The 21,995-nt window shown below is 74.1% G+C and carries 21 protein-coding genes; 2 read left to right on the forward strand and 19 right to left on the reverse strand.

The features are described 5' to 3' along the window. Positions 1-25 precede the first annotated feature (25 nt). The 4 genes from AB6N24_RS05935 to AB6N24_RS05950 form a co-directional block, all read right to left on the reverse strand. Positions 26-370: an RNA polymerase-binding protein RbpA gene (locus AB6N24_RS05935; RefSeq protein WP_034626998.1), complete on the reverse strand. Its 345-nt coding sequence runs from the start codon at positions 368-370 to the stop codon at positions 26-28. Between the two features lie 252 nt (positions 371-622). Continuing rightward, complete coding sequence (locus AB6N24_RS05940) at positions 623-1,219, reverse strand: hypothetical protein (protein ID WP_412868499.1); 597 nt, start codon at positions 1,217-1,219, stop codon at positions 623-625. A 216-nt stretch (positions 1,220-1,435) separates the two neighbouring features. Continuing rightward, a complete protein-coding gene (locus AB6N24_RS05945) occupies positions 1,436-3,589 on the reverse strand; it encodes an ABC transporter ATP-binding protein (protein WP_412868500.1) in 2,154 nt (717 codons plus the stop codon). A gap of 10 nt (positions 3,590-3,599) precedes the next feature. Further along, a complete protein-coding gene (locus tag AB6N24_RS05950; protein WP_412868501.1) occupies positions 3,600-4,706 on the reverse strand; it encodes a carboxylate-amine ligase in 1,107 nt (368 codons plus the stop codon). A gap of 320 nt (positions 4,707-5,026) precedes the next feature. Between AB6N24_RS05950 and AB6N24_RS05955 the strand changes: the two genes are divergently transcribed. After that, a complete protein-coding gene (locus AB6N24_RS05955) occupies positions 5,027-5,878 on the forward strand; it encodes a hypothetical protein (protein ID WP_412868502.1) in 852 nt (283 codons plus the stop codon). Between the two features lie 153 nt (positions 5,879-6,031). Here AB6N24_RS05955 and AB6N24_RS05960 read toward each other — a convergent pair whose 3' ends face one another. The 9 genes from AB6N24_RS05960 to AB6N24_RS06000 form a co-directional block, all read right to left on the reverse strand. Then, the gene (locus AB6N24_RS05960; protein ID WP_412868503.1) at positions 6,032-7,195 is read right to left on the reverse strand and encodes a tyrosine-type recombinase/integrase; all 1,164 of its coding nucleotides are present in this window, start codon (positions 7,193-7,195) and stop codon (positions 6,032-6,034) included. Between the two features lie 108 nt (positions 7,196-7,303). Then, entirely contained in the window at positions 7,304-8,317 is a 1,014-nt protein-coding gene (locus AB6N24_RS05965) for a hypothetical protein (protein ID WP_412868504.1), read from the reverse strand. A gap of 971 nt (positions 8,318-9,288) precedes the next feature. Then, positions 9,289-9,735, reverse strand: coding sequence for an SRPBCC family protein (locus AB6N24_RS05970; protein WP_412868505.1), 447 nt, complete (start codon positions 9,733-9,735; stop codon positions 9,289-9,291). A gap of 449 nt (positions 9,736-10,184) precedes the next feature. Further along, a complete protein-coding gene (locus AB6N24_RS05975) occupies positions 10,185-10,535 on the reverse strand; it encodes an ArsR/SmtB family transcription factor (RefSeq protein WP_412868506.1) in 351 nt (116 codons plus the stop codon). Next, positions 10,532-10,993 (reverse strand): SRPBCC family protein, encoded by a 462-nt coding sequence (locus tag AB6N24_RS05980; RefSeq protein WP_412868507.1) that lies wholly within the window; start codon positions 10,991-10,993, stop codon positions 10,532-10,534. Before AB6N24_RS05980 ends, AB6N24_RS05975 begins: the two co-directional genes overlap by 4 nt. A gap of 326 nt (positions 10,994-11,319) precedes the next feature. Beyond that, on the reverse strand, positions 11,320-11,832 hold the full coding sequence (locus tag AB6N24_RS05985; RefSeq protein WP_412868508.1) for a GNAT family N-acetyltransferase: 513 nt from the start codon (positions 11,830-11,832) through the stop codon (positions 11,320-11,322). Continuing rightward, positions 11,829-12,035 carry a hypothetical protein gene (locus tag AB6N24_RS05990; RefSeq protein WP_258727079.1) on the reverse strand — a complete coding sequence of 69 codons (207 nt, stop codon included), beginning with the start codon at positions 12,033-12,035 and terminating at the stop codon, positions 11,829-11,831. The genes AB6N24_RS05985 and AB6N24_RS05990 overlap by 4 nt, the downstream gene beginning before the upstream one ends. Before the next feature lie 73 nt (positions 12,036-12,108). Beyond that, positions 12,109-12,762 (reverse strand): MBL fold metallo-hydrolase, encoded by a 654-nt coding sequence (locus AB6N24_RS05995; protein WP_412868509.1) that lies wholly within the window; start codon positions 12,760-12,762, stop codon positions 12,109-12,111. A gap of 78 nt (positions 12,763-12,840) precedes the next feature. Next, positions 12,841-16,242 (reverse strand): pyruvate carboxylase, encoded by a 3,402-nt coding sequence (locus AB6N24_RS06000; RefSeq protein WP_412868510.1) that lies wholly within the window; start codon positions 16,240-16,242, stop codon positions 12,841-12,843. A gap of 168 nt (positions 16,243-16,410) precedes the next feature. Here AB6N24_RS06000 and AB6N24_RS06005 point away from each other — a divergent pair, with 168 nt between their 5' ends. Beyond that, positions 16,411-17,187, forward strand: a complete 777-nt coding sequence (locus tag AB6N24_RS06005) for a ParA family protein (protein ID WP_412868511.1) — start codon at positions 16,411-16,413, stop codon at positions 17,185-17,187. Between the two features lie 67 nt (positions 17,188-17,254). On the opposite strand, the gene AB6N24_RS06010 is transcribed toward AB6N24_RS06005, so the two are convergent. From AB6N24_RS06010 to AB6N24_RS06035, 6 genes are all read right to left on the reverse strand, one after another. Next, entirely contained in the window at positions 17,255-17,854 is a 600-nt protein-coding gene (locus AB6N24_RS06010) for a MerR family transcriptional regulator (RefSeq protein WP_412868533.1), read from the reverse strand. A 192-nt stretch (positions 17,855-18,046) separates the two neighbouring features. Further along, on the reverse strand, positions 18,047-18,613 hold the full coding sequence (locus AB6N24_RS06015; RefSeq protein WP_412868512.1) for a bifunctional nuclease family protein: 567 nt from the start codon (positions 18,611-18,613) through the stop codon (positions 18,047-18,049). Positions 18,614-18,689: 76 nt separating this feature from the next. After that, on the reverse strand, positions 18,690-19,502 hold the full coding sequence (gene ftsR, locus AB6N24_RS06020; protein ID WP_412868513.1) for a transcriptional regulator FtsR: 813 nt from the start codon (positions 19,500-19,502) through the stop codon (positions 18,690-18,692). Further along, complete coding sequence (locus AB6N24_RS06025; protein WP_412868514.1) at positions 19,499-20,020, reverse strand: FHA domain-containing protein; 522 nt, start codon at positions 20,018-20,020, stop codon at positions 19,499-19,501. Before AB6N24_RS06025 ends, ftsR begins: the two co-directional genes overlap by 4 nt. A gap of 133 nt (positions 20,021-20,153) precedes the next feature. Continuing rightward, positions 20,154-21,644, reverse strand: a complete 1,491-nt coding sequence (locus AB6N24_RS06030; RefSeq protein ID WP_412868515.1) for a DUF881 domain-containing protein — start codon at positions 21,642-21,644, stop codon at positions 20,154-20,156. Continuing rightward, on the reverse strand, positions 21,641-21,973 hold the full coding sequence (locus AB6N24_RS06035; protein ID WP_034628570.1) for a small basic family protein: 333 nt from the start codon (positions 21,971-21,973) through the stop codon (positions 21,641-21,643). Before AB6N24_RS06035 ends, AB6N24_RS06030 begins: the two co-directional genes overlap by 4 nt. Between the last annotated feature and the right edge of the window lie 22 nt (positions 21,974-21,995).

The following is a 21,995-nucleotide window of genomic DNA, read 5'->3' on the forward strand; positions in this document are numbered from 1 at the left end:
TCGCGGTGCGGACGCCCTCACGGCGTCACGCGCTGCGGCGCAGCTTGCCCGCCCGGAGCAGGCCGAGACGCTCGTCGAGGAGCTCCTCGAGCTCCTTGACCGTCCGGCGCTCGAGCAGCATGTCCCAGTGGGTGCGCGGCGGCTTGCCGGCCTTCGGCTCCGGGCGCGACGCGTCGCGCAGGAGCGCCTCCTCACCGCATCGGCACTCCCAGACGAGCGGGACGTCGGCCTCGACGGAGAACGGGAGGATGATGGTGTGACCGTTGGGACAGTCGTAGTGCGCCTGGAGACGAGGGGCGAACTCGACGCCGTCCTCGGTCTCCATGCTGTGAGAACCGATGCGCATCCCGCGCAGTGACCGGTTCGACATCTGTGGACCTCCGTGCTGTTGCCTTACGAGATCTTCCACCGGGCTCAACGATGGAGGGACCCTGGGTGTTCCAGTCTGCCGTGAAGGTCTCGTGAACGCGCGCGGGGCCAGGAGCAGCGCAGATGCCGAGCCGGGCATACCCGGACGAACCCCCGCACGGGGCGCCGCGCGGATGTGACGGACGTCTCGCCTACCGGCTGGTCGGGGTCGATCAGGGGCCGTCGCGGGTGACCCGCTCGTGCGTGACACCCGTCACCAGCGCGGGTCCAGGACCCGGGCCCGGTCCTGCCCGAGGGCCACCTCGGCGCGGATACGCACCCCCGCCTGCGCGGCCTCCGCCTGCAGGACGCGCGACCACCCGCCCTCGAACGCGCCGCGGTCGCCGCCTCCGCGGCGGACGTACGCCACGAGCAGCGAGCCGCCGGGGGCGTCGTGCTCGAGGACGGAGGCGAGGACGTGCAGCAGGTTCGCCGCCACGACCGGGTCCGCGACCAGCGGGACCTCGGGGATCGGCAGGACGACGGGGAGCACCCGGTCGTCGGCGTCGAGGAGCACGAACCACAGCGCCGGTGGTCCCGAGCGGTCGCGTCCGACGAGGCCGAGCAGGAGCGCCAGGGCCTCGTCGGCGCTCTCGACCGTGCGGCCCACCGCGTCGGGCGTCTCGTGCTCCGGGAGTCGCAGCGAGTCCCAGGGGTCCGGCACCGCCGCGGGTGTCGGGTGCGAGTCCGGCGCGGGAGCGTGGGGGCCGGGCCCGTCGTCCGCAAGGGAGCGCCCGGCGGGCTCGTCCGGCGGGAGGGTCTCCCGATGGGGGCGCGGGCGCGGGAGCAGCTGGTCGTCGTCGGGGTTCATGGCGTGACGGTCGCCGACAGGGGCGCGGGGGAGGCGGCGGGTCGTCGCCGACGGCGGTCGGGGTCGCCGGCACCGGGTCTGTGGTTGGCGCGAGCGGGCCGGTGCGGGTGCGGGGCCGGCGGGGACCTGCGGGCGAGGAGGTCGACGCGAGCAGAGTGGCTGCCCCGTGCGGACGGGTCGACCGACCCACCGCGGTCGGCCCCCCGGCGTCGACGATCAGGCGTGCGGCGGCGCCGGCTGCGCGAGGACGACGCCGTCGGTGAACATGACCCCGTCGGAGAACCGGGCCTCGACCCGCCCGCCGCCGAACTGCTCGGCGTACAGCCGTGCGTACAGCCCGTCGGGAGCGGCCACGAGCTCGTCGTGCGAGCCGCGCTCGACCACGCGGCCGTCGTCGACCACGAAGATGACGTCCGCGTCGCGGATCGTCGAGAGCCGGTGCGCGATCGCGAGCGTCGTCCGCTGTCGCACCGCCCGCGCGAGCGCACCCTGCACGAGCCGCTCGGACGCGCTGTCGAGCGCGGACGTCGCCTCGTCGAGGATGAGGACGCGAGGGTCCTTGAGCAGCACGCGCGCGATCGCGATCCGCTGCTTCTCCCCGCCGGACAGCCGGTAGCCGCGCTCACCCACGAGGGTCCGGTAGCCGTGCTCGAACGCCTCGATCCGGTCGTGGATGTTGGCCGCGCGGCACGCCTCGACGAGCTCGTCGTCGGTCGCGTCGGGACGGGCGTAGCGCAGGTTGTCGGCGATCGTCGCGTGGAACAGGTACGGGTCCTGCGTGACCATGCCGACGGTGTCCGCGAGGCTCGAGAGCGCCAGGTCGCGGACGTCGTGGCCGTCGACGCGCACCGCGCCGCGGTCGACCTCGTACAGCCGCGGGACCAGGTAGCTGAGCGTCGTCTTGCCCGCGCCCGACGGCCCGACGAACGCGGCGAGCTGCCCGGGCTCGACGACGAGCGACACGTCGCGGACAGCCCACGGGCGCCGTCGGGAGCCGGCTAGCGCGTCGCCGGCGCCGGGTGCCGGCTCGTCGCGGGGCAGCCGGACCGCCCCGCCGCCGCCGGGGTGCCCGCCGCCGGACGGCGCCGCGAGACCGACCATCGCCCCGCGCATGCCGAAGCCGCCGCCTCCGCGCCCTCCCGGCGCAGGTGCCGGCTGCGTCAGCCGCGGCGGGGGCGGGTACCGGAACCACACGTGGTCCAGCTCGACCCGGCCCTGCGTCCGCTGCGGGTCGAGGTGCACGGCGCCCGGCCGGTCGGTGATCGCCGGCGTGAGGTCCAGGTACTCGAAGATGCGCCGGAAGAGCGCGAGCGACGTCTGCACGTCGAGCGCGACGCGCATGAGGGAGATGACGGGCATGAGCAGGCGGGCCTGCAGCGTGGAGAACGCCACGAGCGTGCCGGCGGTCAGCGTGGCCGTCCCCGCACGTCCGGCGATCATGTAGCCCGCGACGAGGTACACGAGCGCCGGTGTGATCGCCATGAAGGCGGTGACGACACCGAAGAACCCCTGGCCGGCCATCGCCTGCCGCACCTGGAGGGTGACCTGGCGGTCGTTCTCCGCGCGGTACCGGGCGATCTCGGTGTCCGAGCGGTTGAACACCTTGGTCAGCAGCACCCCGGAGACGCTGAGCGCCTCCTCGGTGATCGCCGTCATGTCCGAGAGCGACTCCTGCGTCTGGCGCGCGATGACCTGCCGCCGGGCGCCGACGCGGCGCTGCAGCACGATGAACACCGGCATGAGCGCGACCGCGACGACCGTGAGCTGCCAGCTCAGCAGGAGCATCGCGACGAGCGAGGCGAGCACCGTGACGGTGTTCGACAGGATCGACGACGCGGTCGTGGTCAGCACGGAGCGGACGCCGCCGACGTCGTTCGCGAGGCGCGACTGGATGGAGCCGGTCTTCGTCGCGGTGAAGAACGCGAGCTCCATCCGCTCGAGGTGCTCGAACAGGCGGCCGCGCAGGTCGGCCATCGCGAGGTTGCCGATCTTGGTCGTGAGGTACGTCTGCCCCACCCCGATCGCGGCGCTCAGCAGCGGGATGACGATCATCGCGGCGACGAGCCCCGTGAGCAGCGGCAGGTCGACCCCGGAGCCGTCGACCGGGAACAGCGCGTCGTCGAACACCCTCTGCGTGAGGAACGGCGTGACGATCCCGAGGACCGACGCCACGACGATCGAGAGCGCGACGAGCAGCAGCGCCCCGCGGTGCGGCGCGAGCAGGGCGCCGATGCGCCGCAGCAGGCCCGCGTCGCCGGCGCGGGCGGAGGCAGCGGGCGCGGTCGTCGAGGTCGCAGTCTGTGCGGGGCCCGTCCCGGTGGGGGCGGTGGGGTGCGAGGTGCCGGGGATGCCGTCCGGCTCTGGGGTCATGGGACCAGTCTCAGGCAAGCGTGGCCTCGACCGCGCGGGCGACGAGCGCCGAGTCGTCCGCCCCGTCCTCGCGCCACCGGCGCTGCTGGATCGCGCCGTTGCCGCGCGCGAAGACCTCCTTGACGTGGCTCGTCACCCACTCGAGGTCGCCGGAGGCCTCGAGCGCCGGCCGCACGTGGGCGAGGAGCCCGGCGACCACGTCGGCGGCGGGCACCGTGGTGCCGTGCACCGGGTCGACGAGCCCGCCGCTCAGGCCGGAGCGTGCCGCACGCCACGCGGCGACGCGCACGAGCTCGGTGCGGGGTTGCTCGAGGAAGGTCGGCTGCTGCGCCTCGGCGACCGCCGTGTCGGCGAGCGCGCGGACGAGGGCGCCCTGCAGCACCGCGTCAGCGGGGTCCAGGCAGACGTCCGGCACCCGCACCTCGACGGTGGGGTAGCGCGCGGACAGCCGGGCGTCGAAGTAGACCATCCCGTCGTCGAGGATCGTGCCGCTCGCCAGGAGGTCCCGGACGACGGAGCGGTACGTCGCGACGTCGCCGAAGGGGGCGGTCGGCCCGGCGGTCGGCCACCGTCCCCACACCTGCGAGCGGAAGCTCGCGTAGCTCGTGTCCTCGCCCTGGTGGTAGGGGCTGTTCGCGCTGAGGGCGAGGAGCACCGGTGTCCAGCGGCGCAGGTGGTCGATGATGACGACACCTTCGTGGTCGTCCTGCACCTCCACGTGGACGTGGCAGCCGCACGTCAGCTGGTCGCGCGCGACCTGCCCGAACTCGGTCCGGATCAGCCGGGCCCGGTGGTTCGCGATGACGGTGGCTGCGACACGCTGGGGTGCGGTCCCGAGAGCGGCGACGCGCGCGCCCGCGTGCTGGGCGGACGCGTCGGCCCGAGCACGCCCCGACCGCACCTCCGTCAGCAGCGCGTCGAGGTCGGTGCACGGGTGCGTCGAGGTCTCGACCTGCTCCTGCGTGAACTCCTTCTCGAGCTCGCCGCCCGGTGTGGAGTCGGGGACCGGCTCGGGCCTGCCGGCGGACGCGTGCTGCAGCACCGCGGCGGCCACCGCTCGCGGCGCCCCGTCGGGGGAGACGAGCAGGAACTCTTCCTCGATTCCGATGCTGCGCATGCGCACAGTGTGGAGGCGAGCGGCGGGTGTGTCCTGTGCAGGAGGTGCGCGAAGGGGCGAGGGAGAGGGAACGAGCTCAGAAGGGCCTCGGGGCTCGACCTCGGGCTCTGTCGTGCCGATACGAAGCAGGAGGCATCGAGCAGTGCGATAACGGAAACATGCGTTCTCGTTCCTGGTCCTGGCGCAGTTCGGCCGGCCCGGCGTGCGCGCCGCGCACGGACGCAAGGAGGGGAGAGGAAGGGGCGTGTTTCCGTTATCGATTGCGTGACGCGATAACGGACCGCGCCCGTGGTGTGGGTGAGAACCGGTACACCTGTGCCATGAGCAGCGCAGGTCGAACCCTGACCATCCACGACGTGACCGACCGGTACCTCGCCGGGCTGGAGGCGTCAGCGTCCACGCAGCGTCAGCGCCGATGGGCCCTGCGCGACCTGTGCGAGCACGCGGAGGAGGCCGGGCGCGGCCACGCGCAGGACGCGCTGCAGCCCGATGCCCTCGCGGCCTGGCTCGCCGCCCGGGAGACCCCCGAGGACGGACGACCCGCCTCCGTCGCCGGGGTCCGCGCGCGCGCGAGCGCCGCCCGGGCGCTCACCGAGTACGTGCGTGACCACCACCTCGTCCCCGGGCTCGCCGACGTCGGGGACGCCCTCAGCCGACCGGACACGGCGGCCGCGGTCCACGACCCGCGTGCAGGCCGGTACCTGCTGTCCATGGCCTCCTCGGGCAGCCCCTGGGGAGTCCCCGCCGCCGTCTGGGCACGCTTCTCCGCGCATGTCCACCTGCTCGCCGCCACGGGCGCCGGCGAGAACGACCTGGCGCGGCTGCGCGTCGAGGACCTCGGACCGCGCCGCGACGTCGTGACGCTGCGCGCCGGGTCCATGCCTCTGCCCGACCCCGCCCGCCGTTCGCTCGAGGTGTGGCTCGCCGCCCGGAGCGACGTCGTGCGCCGGCTCAGCGGATCGGACCCGGCGGCGCTGTGGATCCGGATCCACCCGGGCAAGGACCGCCGCACCGGCGTCATCGCCCCGGCGGGACTCGCGATCAGCGCGCGGGGGCTGCGCCTGTCGTTCCAGACCGTGCGGGCCGCCCTCGCCGCCGAGGACCCACGCGTCGCCGAGGTCAGCGTCCGGGACGTCCGGGCGCTGGGTCGGCTCGAGGACGCCCGCGCCTGACACGTGCGTGCGGTGCACATCCGCGGGACGGTCGCGCTCGGGGACGCCCGCGCCTGAGACGTGCGTGCGGTGCGCATGAGCGGGACGGTCGCGCGCCGGCGACGCCGCGGGGTGCGCCCCGGCACGATGCTGCCCGGCACCGTCCTGCCCGTGTCAGCGCCGCGCGTCGACCACCGCGTCGGGACGCGTGACCTCGTGCACCAGGTGCGCGCCGGGGTTCGCCTCGACCGCGTCGCGCAGGCCGTACCCGACCGACTGCAGGTACCTCTTCGTGGTGTCGAGGCTCTCGTGCCCGAGCAGCTCCATCACCTCGACGATCGACGCCGAGCTGTTCACGAGCTGGGTCGCGAACGTGTGCCGCAACGCGTGCACGCACGACTCGCCGCGCGGCGTGATCCCGGCGCGCGCGTACCAGCGGTAGACGAGGTGCTGCATGGCGCGAGGCGTGAACGGCCGCCCGTCCCGCTGCACGAAGAGCGCCTCCGCCGGCCGCGGCTCGCCGAGCCCGTGCTCCCGCTCCGCGAGGTACGTCTGGAGGGTGCCGACGGTCGCACGCGCCAGCGGGACGGTGCGGTGCTTGTTACCCTTGCCGAGGACGTGCAGGTGCGGGGAGCCGGTGAGGTCACGCACGTCCCCGACGGTGACCGCGCACGCCTCGGAGAGCCGGATCCCCGACGTCAGCAGGACCGACGCCAGCGCCAGGTCCCGCGCAGGCCACGGACGCCGCGACGTCCGGGCGGCGTCGGCGGTGGCGACCGTCCGCAGCAAGCGTTCCGCCTCGTGGAGCTCGAAGGGCGTGGGGGAGTAGGTGGGCTTGGGGCCTCTGCTGATGCGCGGGTCCTTCATCGGGTTCGCCGCCAGGAGGCCGTGTGCGCGCGCGTGCTCGCACAGCGCCGTCCACGCGGCCGCCGCACGTCGGCGGGTCGAGGCGCGGCGCGGCTCCGTCTCGATCCCGGGGCGGACGACGCGGCGCCGGTCCGGGGCCTGCGACCCGAACGCGGCGAACGCCTCCGCGAGGTGACGTGGGTGCAGGTCGCCGAGCGTCAGCACGGACACGAGCCGGACCGTCTCGTGGTACGTCGTCGGGCTCACACCCGCCGGCACCCGCTGCGAGGCGGCGCCCTCGAGAGACGGCGGCACGTGTCGCCCCAGGACCTCGGTCAGCGCACGCGCGACCAGCTGCACGTCGGCGACGTACGCACGGACCGTCGCGCGGGACTTCTCGCCCGTGAGGACGGTGACCCAGTCGACGAAGACGGGCAGCAGCGGCGAGTCGGGGCTGACGTCGACCTCGTCCGCGAAGCTCAGGCCGCCCATACGGGCAGTCTGCCGCCCGCCACCCACATGACCGCACCGACGCTCTCAGGACCGGCGCGGCGCCCAGAGCACCGGCGTCTCGAGGAAGCTGCCGTCGTCCCGGTACCCCTACGCGCGCCCGGCGACCACGCCCTCGTCGGAGATGTCCCCGGGGGACGACCACCCGCCCGGGCCGATGTGCGGCGGCTGCTCGGTGCCGAGGGCCGGCAGGCGCACGACCGACCCGCGGGACCTCGGCCACACGGCGGCCGCCTCGTACCCGGTCTCGGTCACCTGCCAGCCCGCCACGTCGCCACGCTCGTTGATGCCGGTCGCCCACGCCATGCCGGGCACCGCGGTCATGCGACCCGTGCGCACCGACCACAGGAAGCCGGCGGAGCCGGTCTCGACGGTCGACGTCCCGACGACGTCCCCGGCGTCGTTGATGTCCGCGGCCCACGACTGCCCGTCCTCCCGGACTGCCCCGAGATCCGTCATCACCCCGGTGCCGGGGTCCCACACGAAGGCCCTCCAGCGCTGGTCCTCCCGCATCGCCTGCCCGACGACCTGACCGGCGTCGTTGATGCCGTGCGCCTCCGACGTCGTCCCGCCGAGAGTCCCGAGGTCGTCCATCCGCCCGGTGGCCGGGTCCCACAGGAAGGCGCGGGCGGGACCTTCCGTCTGCAGCCGGGAGTGCCCGACGACCTGACCGGCGTCGTTGATCGCCTGCCCGTACGCGGCGTTGCCCGTGCCGAGCGCGCCCAGCCAGGTGACCTGCCCGGTCGCGACGTCCCAGACGAAAGGTCGGATCGCCGTGTACATCCCCCCTCCGGTACCCACGACCTGACCGAGCTCGTTGATCCCCGTCGCCGACGAGGACGGGTACCGGTCGTCGGGGAACAGCGTCATCGAGCCGTCCGGCTGCCAGACGACGGCATGCGGCACGGTGTCGCCGTTCACCCACCCCGCGACCTGGCCGGAGGAGTTCACGTCGCGTGCGACGGCATGCTGCTGCGAGGGTGCGGAGAGCGCCTCGATCGACCACACCGGCCGGGGTCCCGGCAGCCCGGCCGTGGCCGGGGGCGTGGGCACCGCTGCCACGAGAACCGCGGCCAGCGCGACGACCATCCCTCGACGAGCCATCGTGCGCCTCCGCATCGCTCGAGCACGGACGAGTCGGATCGACCGACGTCCTGAGGCCCAACCTAGGAAGCGCCCGCCTGCAGGAGAAGGGCGGAAAGGGCAGAGCGCCGGGCGCGGGGGAGTGCGCGCGACGGCGCCAGCGCAGAGGCCCGTGCTCGACCGGGAGTGCGCGGTGCAGGCAGCGACGCGAGGACCGTGCCGTGCACCGGTCCGAGCAGTGATGGCCGGCGTCGACGGAGGGGAGCGGCGGCGCACCGCCACCGAGGCGCTAGAGTCAAGCGCGTGCCTGCTGGACGTAATACGTAGATAATGTCCGTTATGTACGCACTTGGGGCGGGCGCAGCTGGACTGGTGGGCGAGGCGCTCCGGAGGCTGTGAGCACGCCGGGCATCCGGCCTGCGACATGCCACGCGTCCGCGAGCGCCGAGGCATCGAGGCGTCGAGGCGTCGAGGCGTCGAGGCGTCGAGGCGTCGAGCACACCGTGCGCCCGGCGCAGCACGCATCGACTCGGCCGGCGGAGCAGGGCGTCGGGGCGACCTCGGCGCCGGTGCTACCTCAGCCTGCCGAGCAGCTCCGGGACCGAGACTTTCGCGGGGACGTCGAAGCGTCGGGCGTTCGGGCGGCGCTCCCGCCGGCGTGCTCGTACCGGGCGGCTCCGACGCAGCAGCGGCCGTGTCGGAGCCGCCCGGTACGAACGGACGAGCTGTCGGCAGCCGAGTCGACGCGGCGACACTGACGCCGGGCTCCATCAGGCGCCGACACGCGCAGGACGTTGCCGCGTTCGTCGTCGTGCGCTCGAACCGGCGGGCGCCACGGCGGGACCGGACTCGATGCGCGGAACACCGGGTCGGGCACCGCAGCCGGAAGCCCCTTCTCCGCGCTCTCTCCGCCTCCTGGTGTAACGCCGATAATGCACATTATGACATTACGGCGTGGAGCGGCGGCCTCGTCCGGTCCCCGACGCGTCGGCTCAGTTCCAGTTGTCGATGCGCACGTCCCGCGGCGAGGGTGCACCCGCGCCGGTCTCCACGAGCGACTTCAGGCTCAGGAGGAACGACGCCCACTTGGTGCTGCAGTGGTGCATGAACTCCACCGGCTCCCGCCAGCCGCGGTGCGCGAACAGCACGATCGCGTGCTCACCCTCGTGACGGAGGTCCCACTCGACGGTCGTCCCGACCCACTCCTCGGGCCCGTCGACGACCCGCCACACGACGCGCTCGGACGGCACCAGCTCGACCACCTCCATGTCGAAGCCGCCCGCCGGGAAGCGGAACGCCAGCGTGTCACCGACCGCGTCGCCGCTCCCCTGCGTGTCCTCGGTCCACCAGGCCGCGAGCGCGTCGACCCGCGTGAGCGCGTCGTACACGGCGGCCGTCGTCGGGGTCACGGCCCCGACCCTGTGCAGGATGTCCACCATCTCGTCTCTCCTTCGTGTGCTCGGTTCTTCGTGTGCCGGTTCTCGGTGCGTCCGGTTCTCGGTGCGTCCGGTTCTCGGTGCGTCCGGCTCTGCGTGCACTCGGCTCCGCGTCCCCACCCGCTCGATCGCTCTGTGCGCGTGGTGGCCCCGCCGGCTTGGACACTCCCTCCACTCGGTCGTTGCGCCTTGGTGTCTCCCTCGCCCCAGTCACTCCGGCCCGTCGCGGAGTCCACCAGGCAGGCCGCGTTGCGGGACGGACGCGCCACGATCACTGCGCACGCGCAGCGCGTCTCAGGACCCGGGTCGTGACGCACGCACTAACGCGTCTCCGCCTCGGAGACTGCGGTCCTCTCTCGAGGGCCGCACTCCCCCGCACGAGCCGCCCTGGGGTCGGCCGGCACCGTGTGTACAACCCGGGTGCCCCTGGCCCTGGCGCCCTCCGCGCGCCCTCAGTCCTGCTGCGCGCGCTCGATCGCCTCGGCGATGCGCTTGATGCGCTGCAGGCGGGCGTCCCAGGTGGATCCGACCGAGGTGAGCTGGGCCACCGCACGCGCGAGCTGCGCCTCGTCGACCTGGTAGCGCCTCTCCCGGCCCGCGGGTGCCGCCGTGACGAGCCCGACGCGATCGAGCACGCCGAGGTGCTTGGCGACGGCCTGACGGGTCACGGGCAGGTGCTGGCTGAGCGTGGTGGCGGTGCCCCCACCGTCGGCGAGCAGCAGGTCGAGCATGCGGCGCCGCGTCGGGTCCCCGACGGCCGACCAGAGCTCGTCGTCGACGGGCGCGGCCGTCGCGGTGCTCACGGTCGCACCTCGAGCGTCGCGACATAGGGCGCGATGCGTGGCAGGAAGAAGTCCCAGCCCGCGACGTGCTCGCGGTACTGGTGCTCGAGGACGGCCGCCTCCCAGCCGAGCTCGCGGAAGCCGGTCTCCGTCATCCGCAGGAGGGTCCCCCTGCCCGACGAGGTCAGCTCGAACGTGACGAGCAGCGAGTTCCCGGCGGCGGCGACCTCCCCTGCAGGGTGGGTCCACCGGAACGAGAACGTGCGCGGCGGCTGCGAGTCGACGACGGTGAACGCCACGACCACCCCGCCGTCCGCCGGGTCGCCGAAGACGATCTCCCCCGGCGCACCGGGCACCTGCTCGTAGCGCGCCTCGTCGGGCCACCAGCCCGTGAGGTGCTCCGGGCTGCTCACGACGTCGAACACGACCTCGGGCGAGGCGTCGACGTAGATCTCCCGCTCGATCGTTCCCTGCTCCATGGCATCCTCCTGCAACGTTCGGTTGCGCAAGACGCTACGCCGCTGCGACCGTAAGCGCAACCATCAGTTGCGATATGTTCCGCGCCGTTACCGTCGCCGAGCACCCGCCTCCGGATGCCGGTGGCCGGCGACCCCACGCCGGACCGGGAACGCAGCAGGAAGAAAACCCGACGGAGCGCAGCAAGCCCGCGCCAGACCTACGACGCCTGAGCGTCACGGCATGCTCAAGGCCCCGCACACCACACCGAGGCAGCCACGCCGACGACGCGGGCCGCCGCACCGCGCGCACGCCAGGCGCCCGTCGGTGCGACGTCGACGGGAGCGCGTCAGGCGCCCGCTGCGTCCCCCGGCGCCAGCACGCGCACGTACCGGACCTCGACGAGCCCCTCGCGTCCGGGAACCGGGTGCCGCTCCCCCGTGGCCGCGAAGCCCAGCGTGTCGTACAGGCGCAGGGCCGCCGCGTTGTCCTCCCGCACCCACAGGGACAGCGTCTCCGCTCCGGCCTCGGACGCCTCGCGCGACGCCTCCGCGAGCAGGGCTGTGCCCACGCCGCGGTTCCTCGCCTCGGGTGCGACCCACAGCGCGACCAGATGGCGGTCGGTGCTGGGCGAGCCGGGCTCCTCGATCAGGCAGGCGAGCCCGACCGCCGGGGCGCCCTGCGGGGTCGCCACCCACCAGGGGCTCGAGCGCAGCCGCATCCGCCAGTGCTGCTCCCGGAAGAGCTCCTCGCGCGCGAGCGACGACGCGAACGCCTCCGGGTCGCTGCGCAGCGCGCGCAACCGGATCTCCGCGAGCCGCTCCCAGTCGTCCTCGTCGAGCCGTGTGACCGTCGCAGTCACGGCAGCTCGCGGGCAGTGACCTCGGCCTCGGGTGTGCCGCCGTGGCCGTCCGGGTCGGGGAGGGAGCGGGCGACGTCCGCGATCTCCTCCTCCGGGCGCGGCGGGACCGTCTCGTCGACCTCGAGGAGCTCGACCTCCTCGGACGCCCCCGGCACGGTGGCGGGCTGCGCGACGTCGGGGTTCTCGGGCACGGGGATGGTCACGGGGCGCTCCTTGGGTCGGGTCGGTCCACGGTAGTGGCGGTGCGCTCGGCAGGCAGCGCGGCGCACCGTCCGGTCAGTCGAGCGGGAGCCTGTCGCCCATCGACAGGCGCCGGTACTCCCCCGGTGCCAGGCCGGACACCAACCGGTCGACCAGCGCGTTCCCCGCGCCGCTCAGGTGCGCGTCGTGGACGGGGACGAGCGTGCGCGCACCGATCGCCCGGGCGAAGTCGATCGCCTCGCCGATCTTCAGCCACGGCGCCGCCACGGGCAGGCACAGCACGTCCACCCCCGCCACTCCCTCGGGGACGTCGAACGCGTCACCCGGGTGCAGCACCGAGCCGTCGACGAGGTAGCCGACGTTCGCGATCCCCGGCACGTCGGGATGGATCACGGCGTGGCTCCCGCCGACCACGGCGACGTCGAACCCACCGGCCGTGACCCGGTCGCCCGGGACCACCGTGTGCACGCGCTCCGCCGCACCGGTGACCCCCGCCAGCTGGTCGGCGACCGACGCCGGGGCCCACACCTCGAGCTCCGGCTGGGCCTCGAGCGCGGCACGCAGCTGGTCGGGAACAACGTGGTCGGCGTGCTCGTGCGTCACGAGCACCGCGTGGGCGCCCGCGACGGCGTCGGGAGAGCTGAACGACCCCGGGTCGATGACTAGGCGCCGACCCTCCCGGTCGAGACGGATGCAGGCGTGGCCCCAGAAGCTCAGCTCGGTCGTCATGGGGCCAGCATGTCCTCCCCGAGGGATCGCACGCCAGGCGAGGTCGGCCGACCGTCCAGGCCGGCCGACCTCCGCCGGTCAGGCGACGACCATCACCAGGTCGCCGCCCTCGAGCTGCTGGACGGCCCCGATCGCGAGCCGCTGCACCTTGCCGGCCACCGGCGTCGTGATCGCGGCCTCCATCTTCATGGCCTCGACGGTCGCGACGGTCTGCCCGGCCTCGACCGACTGGCCCTCCTGGACGACCGGTGTGACCGCACCCGCGAACGGCGCCGCGATGTGCCCGGGCGTACCGGGGTCGGCCTTCTCGGCGGTCGCGATGTCGACCTCCACCGTGCGGTCGCGCACCTGCAGGGGCCGGATCTGACCGTTCAGCGTGAACATCACGGTCCGCATGCCGCGCTCATCGGCCTCACCGACAGCCTCGAGCCCCACGAGGAGCCGCACCCCGCGCCCGAGCACGATGTCGACCTCGTCGCCCGCCGCCATCCCGTACAGGTAGCGCGTCGTGTCGAGCACGCTCACGTCCCCGTAGGCACGGTTGAACGTCTCGTACTCCTTGGTCGGCCCCGCGAACAGCAGGTGGTTGAGGCGGTCCCGGCGCGTCGCGGAGTCGCCGTCGAGGTCCTGACGGTCCTGGTCGCTCAGCGGCGTGATCGCCGCGCGCACCGTGCGGCCCGCGAGGGCACGCGAGCGGAACGGCTCCGGCCACCCGCCGGGCGGGTCGCCGAGCTCGCCGGACAGGAAGCCGATCACCGAGTCCGGGATGTCGAAGTCCTGGGGGTTGGCCGCGAACTCCGCCGGGTCCGCACCGCGCGCGACGAGGTGCAGGGCGAGGTCGCCGACGACCTTCGACGACGGTGTGACCTTCACGAGGCGGCCGAGGATCCGGTCGGCGGCGGCGTACGTCGACTCGATGTCCTCGAAGCGGCTGCCGAGACCCAGCGCGATGGCCTGCTGGCGCAGGTTCGACAGCTGGCCGCCGGGGATCTCGTGCTCGTACACACGGCCCGTCGGACCGGGCAGACCCGACTCGAACGGCCGGTACAGGCGACGCACGGCCTCCCAGTACGGCTCGAGGTCGCACACCGTCCGCAGGCTCAGGCCCGTGTCCCGCGGCGTGTGCTCGAGCGCCGCGACGAGCGCCGACATGGGCGGCTGGCTCGTCGTCCCGGCCATCGCGGCGCTCGCCGCGTCGACCGCGTCGACGCCCGCGTCCGCAGCGGCGAGCAGCGTCGCCATCTGGCCGCCCGTCGTGTCGTGCGTGTGCAGGTGCACCGGGAGGTCGAACCGCGACCGCAGCGCCGTGACGAGCTTCGCGGCGGCGGCCGGACGCAGCAGGCCGGCCATGTCCTTGATGGCGAGGACATGCGCGCCGGCCTCGACGATGCGGTCCGCGAGGCGCAGGTAGTAGTCGAGCGTGTACAGGTCCTCCGCCGGGTCGAGCAGGTTGCCCGTGTAGCACAGCGCGACCTCGGCCACCGGGGTCCCCGCCTCGCGGACCGCGTCGATCGCCGGCCGCATCTGCTCGACGTCGTTGAGGGCGTCGAAGATCCGGAAGATGTCGATCCCGGTCGCGGTGGCCTCGCGCACGAACGCCTCGGTCACCTCGGTCGGGTACGGCGTGTACCCGACCGTGTTGCGGCCGCGCAGCAGCATCTGGATCGCCAGGTTCGGCATCGCCTCGCGCAGCGCCGCGAGCCGCTCCCACGGGTCCTCGCCGAGGAACCGCAGCGCGACGTCGTACGTCGCCCCGCCCCACGCCTCGACCGACAGCAGCTGCGGCAGCGCGCGGGCTTGCGTCGAGGCCACGCCCAGCAGGTCGTGCGTGCGTACGCGCGTGGCGAGGAGCGACTGGTGGGCGTCGCGGAACGTCGTGTCCGTGACCGCCACCGCGGTCTGCTCCCGCAGCGCCCGCGCGAATCCCTCCGGACCGAGCTCGAGCAGCCGCTGGCGGCTGCCGTGCGGGGCGGGAGCGGTCAGGTCGAGCTTCGGGAGCTTGGTCCGCGGGTCGATCGCGTCCGCCGGCCGCGCACCGTGCGGCCGGTTGACCGTCACGTCGCCGAGGTAGGACAGCAGCCGGGTCCCGCGGTCGCGGTTCTCCCGTGCCGCGAGCAGCTCGGGCCGCTCGTCGATGAACGACGTCGACACCTGGCCCGCCGCGAACTCCGGGTCCGCCAGCACCGCCTGGAGGAACGGGATGTTCGTGCGGATCCCGCGGATGCGGAACTCGGCGAGCGCGCGCCGCGCACGGCGCACCGCCGTCGGGAAGTCGCGCCCGCGGCACGTGAGCTTGACCAGCATCGAGTCGAAGTGCCCGGAGATCTCCGAGCCGGCCGTCGCCGTCGCACCGTCGAGGCGCACGCCGGCGCCGCCCGGCGAGCGGTAGGCGATGATCCGGCCCGTGTCGGGGCGGAAGCCGTTCGCCGGGTCCTCGGTCGTGATGCGCGTCTGCAGCGCCGACCCGTTGACCCGGACCGTGTCCTGCGAGATCCCCAGGTCCGCGAGGGTCTCCCCCGCCGCGATCCGGATCTGCGAGGACACCAGGTCGATGTCCGTGACCTCCTCGGTCACCGTGTGCTCGACCTGGATGCGCGGGTTCATCTCGATGAAGACGTGCTCGCCCGCCCGCTCGCCGACCGTGTCGAGGAGGAACTCGACGGTGCCCGCGTTCTGGTAGCCGATGCTCCGGGCGAACGCCACGGCGTCGCGGCACAGCGCGTCCCGGACCTCCGGGTCCAGGTTCGGCGCCGGCGCGATCTCCACGACCTTCTGGTGGCGCCGCTGCAGCGAGCAGTCGCGCTCGAAGAGGTGGACGACGTTCCCCTCGCCGTCCGCGAGGATCTGCACCTCGATGTGCCGCGGGCGCAGGACGGCACGCTCGAGGAACACCGTCGGGTCGCCGAACGCGGCGTCCGCCTCACGCATCGCCGCGGCGAGGGCGTCGGGCAGCGCGTCGCGGGTGTTGACCCGACGCATGCCACGCCCGCCACCGCCCGCGACCGCCTTGACGAAGATCGGGAACCCGACCTCGTCGGCCGCCGCGATGAGCTCGTCGACGTCCTTGGACGGCGCGGTCGACGGGAGCACCGGGATGCCAGCGTCGCGCGCCGCCTGCAGCGCGCGGACCTTGTTGCCCGCGAGCTCGAGCACCTCGGGCGGCGGGCCGATGAACGTGATCCCGGCGGCCTGCGCGGCACGGGCGAGGTCCGGGTTCTCCGAGAGGAACCCGTAGCCCGGGTAGATCGCGTCCGCGCCCGAGTCGTGCGCGACGCGGATGATCTCCTCGATGTCGAGGTAGGCACGCACCGGGTGGCCGGGCGTCCCGATCGGGTACGCCTCGTCGGCCTTGAGCCGGTGCTCCGAGTTCCGGTCCTCGTGCGGGAACACGGCGACCGTCCGCGCGCCCAGCTCGTACGTGGCGCGGAAGGCCCGCACGGCGATCTCAGCGCGGTTCGCGACCAGCACCTTGGAGAACACGACTCACCCCATCCGTAGATTCGGCAGCACCGTAGCGACCGGCGCCGGGGCCGGTCATGACCAACCGCATACCGAACACCGGTGCGGGGCACCGGTCGGAATCCTGCCACGGTTCTGTTTCGGCGCAGGGATTCGTGCGAGGACTGATCACGGCGTTACCGTGACGCCGTGCTGGTCCTCGGAGTGTGCAGCCTCAAGGGTGGTGTCGGGAAGACGTCCGTCACGCTCGGCCTCGCCTCGGCGGCGCTCGAGCTGGGCCTGCGGACGCTCGTCGTCGACCTCGACCCGCAGGCCGACTGCACGCTCGCGCTCGGCGCGGGTGCGGACGGCCAGGACGACGTCGCCGCGGTGCTGGACGACCCCAGCACGGAGACGATGCAGCGGGCCACGGTGCCCAGCTCGTGGGCCGACGACGGCCTCGACGTGCTCGTCGGCTCGCCCCGCTCCGTGCGCCACGACCGGCTCGACGAGGCCGGCGGAGGCCTCGACGGGCTGCGGTTCGCCCTCTCCTGGGTCAGCGGGTACGACCTCGTGCTCGTCGACTGCCCGCCGTCGCTGGGCGGGCTGACCCGCACCGGCCTCGTCGCGAGCGACCGGGCCGTCATCGTCACCGAGCCCGGGCTGTTCTCCGTCATGGCCGTCGGGCGGGCGATGCGCACGATCGACGAGCTTCGCCGCGGCGTCGCGCCCTCCCTCCAGCCGCTCGGCGTCGTCGTCAACCGGGTGCGCTCGCGCTCGGTCGAGCAGGCGTTCCGGCTCGAGGAGCTCCGCACGCTCTACGGACCGCTCGTGCTCGCCCCGCAGATCCCCGAGCGAGCCGCGCTGCAGCAGGCGCAGGGCGCCGCCCAGCCGGTGCACGCCTGGCCCGGGGCCGCCGCGGCCGAGCTCTCGCAGGTCTTCGAGGACCTCCTCGAGCGCGCGCTGCGAGCACCCGGCTCGCGCTGACGCCTCAGCCGGCACACGCAGCAGGACCCGGACGCGCGGTGCGCACCCGGGTCCTCACGTGCTCCGGTCAGCCGGCGGTGCGGGCCTGCCGCCGCGCCGCGAGCTCGTCCGCCGCGCTCGGCTGAGCCGGGACGGCGTCGTGCGCGTCGTCGTCCGAGCGCTCGGTGGGCAGCTCCGCGAGCGTGCCCTCGACCTCGCGCCAGACGCGCCCCACGGCGATGCCGAAGACCCCTTGCCCGCCCTGCACGAGGTCGATGACCTCGTCGGCGGACGTGCACTCGTAGACGCTCGCGCCGTCGGACATGAGCGTGATGCGGGCCAGGTCGTCGACGCCGCGCTCGCGCAGGTGGCCGACCGCAGCGCGGATCTGCTGCAGCGAGACCCCGGTGTCGAGCAGGCGCTTGACGACCTTGAGCACGAGGATGTCGCGGAAGCTGTAGAGGCGCTGCGTGCCCGAGCCGGTCGCAGGGCGGATCGTCGGCTCGACGAGCCCCGTACGCGCCCAGTAGTCCAGCTGGCGGTACGTGATGCCGGCGGCACGGCACGCCGTGGGACCGCGGTACCCGGTCGCCGTGTCGAGGTCCGGCAGCTCGTCGCCGAACAGCAGCCCCTGTGCGCGCTGCGGGACCCCGCCCGCGACCTCCACGCTCTCCCCGCTGCCGCTCACGAGTCCTCCACTCACGCCCGCACCCGCCCTGATCGGCGCCTGCTCAGGAGGCCGCGTCCTGCGTTGCGGCGCCGTCCTGCCTCGGATGTCTGACCTTGCAACGCTAAGCCTGCACCCTGGGGGCGTCAACGACGCGGAGCGACGCGCCGAACCGGCGTGTCGCCCCGGCGTGTCTCACCCGGTACTTGAGGGTCAGGCTCCCGCGCCGGGCCGCTGCTCCGGGTCCTCGCCCTCGTCCTCACCCTCGAGCGCCCCCGGCTGTCCGGGCTCCTGCCCGGTCAGGAAGTCCTCCGCGCTCACCTGCTCGAGGAACGCCCGGAAACGCTCGACCTCCTGCTCCGACGGGCCGTCCGACGCCTCGATCCCGGCGACCGCGACGACCTCCGCGGCGCACAGCACCGGGCACCCGACGCGCACCGCCACCGCGATCGCGTCCGAGGCGCGGGAGTCGACCCGGACCCCGGACGCGAGCACGAGCGCCGCGTGGAAGACCCCCTGGCGCAGCTCCGTGATCTCGACCGTCGCGACCGCCGAGCCGAGCGCCGCCACGACGTCGCACAGCAGGTCGTGGGTCATGGGTCGGCGCGGCACGATCCCGGCCTGCGCCGACGCGATCGCTGTCGCCTCCGTCGGGCCGATCAGGATCGGGACGAACAGCTCCGCGGCCGGGTCCAGGAGCAGCACCACGAGCTCGTCGTCCACGAGGTGCTGACGCACCCCGACGACCTCGACCTGCACCAGCTGCTCGTCGTCCGCCACACCCTCACGCTACGACCCGAACGGCCGTGCGTCTGCATGAGAAGCCCGCGCGCTCGGGCGCCTCGTGGCCCGCCGCTCAGGACGTGAGACCGGAGACCGCCGAACGGAGCAGCGCGGTGTGCAGCTGCGTGCAGAGCTCGCCGACCTCCGCGGCCAGCGTGCCGGCGCGAGCACGCGACGACGCGGCGTTCTGACCGCGCCAGGGCGCGACGATCTGCTCGACGAGGTCGGCCTGACGGTCCGCCGCCGCCCGGAAGACGCGCAGGTGACGAGCGTCGACCCCGTGCTCCCCGAGCGCCGCCGCGAGCACGACGACGTCGCGCGCCCACGGGTCGAAGTGGCCCGACACGCTCGGACGCAGCACGCCCGAGCGCACGAGCTCGTCGACGAGGGCGACGTCGACGCCCGCCTCCCGGGCGAGCGCGTCCCCGGTGTAGCGGGCAGCGACCGCCGGGCCCTGCACGACGCCGTCGCGCGTCGCGAGCTGGGCGCGCGGCGCGGGCTCCTCGTCCTCCCCCGCGTCGAGGGCGGCGAGCTGCTCGCCGATCACCTTGAGCGGGACGTACCGGTCGCGCTGCTGGCGCAGCACGTAGCGCAGCCGCTCGATGTCCGCCGGGCTGTACTGCCGGTAGCCCGCAGGCGTCCGCACCGGCTCGACGAGCCCCTGCTCCTCCAGGAAGCGGAGCTTGCTGTTGGTGACCGCGGGGAACTCGATGCGCAGCGCGGCCAGCACGTCGGAGATCCGCATCGACGCACGGCGCGAGATGCCACGCGGCCACGGCTCGACGGCGACGTCCTCGCCCGACCGCGGGTCAGGCGTCCCCGTGCTGGTCGACGCGAGATCCTCCGAGCCTGCGGCGAGCCGGGACGCGCGCTCGCCCGCCCTCATGACCGGGCGTCGGCAGAGCTCGCAGGGCCGCGACGGTCGCCGTCCCGCGCCGGGCTCGGGTGGAACGTCAGGCGGTACTTGCCGATCTGGACCTCGTCGCCCGCACGCAGCGCGGCCGCGTCGATCCGCCGCCGGTTCACGTAGGTGCCGTTCAGCGAGCCGATGTCGCGGACCACGAAGTCGTCGCCCTCGCGGACGAACTCGGCGTGCTTGCGCGACACCGTGACGTCGTCGAGGAAGACGTCCGCGTCCGTGCTGCGCCCGGCGACCGTGCGCTCGGCGTCGAGCAGGAAGCGCGCACCGACCGACGGACCCCGCTGCATGATCAGGAGCGCCGACGTGGGCGGGAGCGCCTGGACCGCCGCGAGCTCGTCGGCGGTGAGTCCCGAGGGGGCGACCAGGTCGAGGTCGACCGGGTCCAGGTTGCCGAAGCTGATCGTCGTGTCGGACGACGTCCGGGCGAACTGCCCGGCGTCCTGCGCACCACGCTGCTCGGGCAGGTGCCGTTCGTCGCTCATGCCGCCTCCCGGGACTCGTCGTGCCTACGACCACGGCACGGGTGCCGGGTCGCGCACAGCCTATGCGGACGCAGCCCCTGCATGCAGCACACGACACCGGTCGACCCGCACCGACGTCCGACCGGGACGGTTCTCAGCCCTCCTCGGGCGCGAGCGGGGTCGCGAACCGCGGCTCGGGGATCGTGCGGGTCGCCAGGATGCTGAGCTCGTCCTGCTGGACGGCGGTCGGGCGTCCGCCGTCGTTGCGGATGGTCGGGAACGCGCCGCCCGGGATCTCCATCGCGTTGCCCATCGTCGCGGGGTCGCCGATCACGAGCCACCGGTACGGCGGCTCGACCGCGACACCGTCGACCACGACCCCCCGGCCCTCCCCCTCGACGACGTAGCTGCTCGCGGTGATGCGCAGGTCGTTGAGCTGCACGGCCTCGGCGCCCGCGTTGCGCAGCTCCTCCAGGAGGTTCAGCAGCGACCGTGCTGCGACGACGCCGTCGGGGTCGGCGACGGTGATGGTCAGGCCCGGTCCCTCGGCGGGCAGCCGGCCGGCGAGGATGCCCTGCGTCGCGGCGCTGCTCATCGCGGCGTCGAGCGCGGCCTGGCTGCTCGTCGAGCCGCTCAGCAGCCTCTGGCGGGTCCGCTCGAGCGAGTCGGCCTCGCGCTCGAGCTCGTCGCCCTGCCGGGTCGTCTGGTCGAGGATGCCGACGAGCTCCGACTGGCGCAGCGTCGAGAGGCCCTCGTCGTGCGTCTGGCGGACCTGCACGACCACCGCGAACCCGAGCATCCCGCAGAGCAGGCCCGCGAGGACCTGGGCCCGGTTGACCCGGGGGCGCAGGCTGCGGCCGAGCGTGCGCCAGGCCTCGGGAGGCGGGGCGTCGCCGGACGACGGCGCTGGTCCCGGCACGTGGACGGGCGCGGGCACGGGCGCCGCAGGTTCCAGTCCTGGCGCGCCCGGGTCGGCCGAGGCCGGGTCCGGCGTCACGGGACCCGGTGGGGGCCCCGCCGGGTCGTGCGGGGAGCCACCGTCCGCACCGTCGAGCGCGCCGGCGTCGTGCGCGCCGGCCGCGCGCTCGTCGGGAACGGGTGCGTCGAGGTCGGTCGCATCCTGGTCGGTCGCGTCGTGGTCGGTCGCGTCGGGGTCAGTCGCGTCGTGGTCGAGCGCGTGGTCGGTGGGTGACTCGTGGTCAGGTGAGTCGTGTTCCGGAGCGGGCGCGTGGTCGTCGGGCACGTCGAAGGCCCGGAGGTCGTGACGCGGGAGCGCGCTGCCCGCAGCGTCGACGTCGGACGCGTCGGCCGTGCCCACGGCGGCGTCCGGCCCCGCGTCACCGTCCGCGGGCGCCACCGGCGCGACGCGCGGCACGAGCCGGGTCGGGGGCGCCACCTCGTCGTCGGGCGCGCCCGTCGGCGTCCCACCGGCGAGGGGTGCGTCATCGTGCGCCGCCGCGCGCGCCGCACGCTCCCACGCGGCCTCGTCGGAGGGCACCTCGTGGTGCGGCACGTCGGTGACGGGCTCGTCGGTGAGCAGCTCGTCGGCCCGGGTCGCCTCGAGGGGCGTGCCGGCCGCGGCGGGCCGGTCGACCGCTCCCGTGTCGACCTCGGCCGCCTCGCCGGGCTCCGGGGGGCGCGTCATGCCTTGAACAGGTGACGACGGATGGACGCGGCGTTCGAGAAGATCCGGATGCCGAGCACGACGACGACGCCGGTCGAGAGCTGTGTGCCGACCCCGAGCTGGTCGCCGAGGAACACGATGAACGCCGCGACCACCACGTTGGAGAGGAACGACACGAGGAACACCCGGTCGTCGAAGATCCCGTCGAGCAGCGCCCGCAGACCGCCGAAGAGCGCGTCGAGCGCCGCCACGACCGCGATGGGCAGGTAGGGCTGCAGGCCGACGGGCACCGTGGGCTGCACGAGGAGCCCGGCCACGACGCCCACGACCAGGCCGATCACTGCGATCACGGACAGCTCCTCCTCATGCGCG

This window comes from Cellulomonas jepli, assembly GCF_047229345.1.
Classification (GTDB): domain Bacteria; phylum Actinomycetota; class Actinomycetes; order Actinomycetales; family Cellulomonadaceae; genus Cellulomonas_A.